The 1,084-nt window shown below is 42.2% G+C and carries 1 protein-coding gene; it reads right to left on the reverse strand.

Annotated elements, in window-relative coordinates:
- Window positions 1-16: 16 nt before the first annotated feature.
- A protein-coding gene (locus tag A136_RS22040) for an IS630 family transposase (protein WP_102394396.1) occupies window positions 17-1,052 on the reverse strand; the annotation gives its coding sequence in 2 pieces (ribosomal slippage) (window positions 17-592 and window positions 594-1,052; 1,035 coding nt in all).
- Between the last annotated feature and the right edge of the window lie 32 nt (window positions 1,053-1,084).

Consider the following 1,084-nt stretch of genomic DNA (forward strand, 5'->3'; position numbering starts at 1 on the left):
ATACCAATCCGGAAAATTAACTGATCAGGTCAATCCAATCTCTTGTACACATTTTTGTGACGCGATCTTTGCACTCAAGAAATCCATTCCAAGCGCTACAGACCTTCGAAACAATATCGTTATAATCAATGAAGTTTTGGTTTGCTAGATAGTGTTGCCTTAACCAACTCCACACTTGCTCTATAGGGTTAAGCTCTGGTGAGTATGGCGGCAATTTGATAATACTGACATTATCAAATGGGTTAGCAATATCATCGGTATGCCATCCTGCGCCATCCATTATTACCACTGAATGACGGTCTTTTTCTGTGACTTTAGATATCTGCTCTAGATGGTTTATCATGATGTCTTTGTTAACCCAAGGGACGACCATTGCCTCACCAATCCCTCTCGATGGGCACACTGAGCCAAACAAATAAGCGTATTCAAATTGCTGCTGTTTTACTACGCGAGGTCTCGTTCCACGAGTAGCCCAAAGACGTGTTGTTGTGTTCTGCTGACCAAACCTAGCTTCGTCTTGAAACCAGACATCAACACTCTCTAGCCCAATATGGCCGGGGATCTTAAGGATCGTTTCGATTTGGAATTTTTTTAAAATCGTCTTGTATTTGCTGTGATTGTTTAGGGTGTTTGGAACGAGAAGTTATCCAAGAAAAACCCATGTGGTCGAGGAGATAATAGATGGAATTAGGGTGGTAGTGCTTGTCAAAGTGTTTAACGATGTAGTCATGTATATCGCTTCCAACAAGGCGGCCACCAGAAGGTGATTCAGCTTCTTTTTTTATGAAGGCACTGAGTTGAGCCCGCTGCTCATCGGTGAGGTATGCAGGCCTACCAGTCCGAGGTTTTTCTTGAAGTCCTTCTAGGCCTTCTTCAAAAAAAATCCGAACCCATTTATTGACACTGGTTCGACTGACTTTGAGAGATTTTGCAATTTGTGTACGAGAGAGGCCGTCTTTAAAGTGTGCGAGCGCAAGTAAACGCATCTTCATCTGAATGGTTTTTTGCTGGCTCGCAAGCTTTTTGAAGTCAGTGTTATTAAGGCTATCCATGGCTAAATTTCACAATAATTCATCAATCTTAA

It is taken from the genome of Vibrio crassostreae 9ZC13 (assembly GCF_000272045.2).
Lineage (GTDB): Bacteria > Pseudomonadota > Gammaproteobacteria > Enterobacterales > Vibrionaceae > Vibrio > Vibrio crassostreae_C.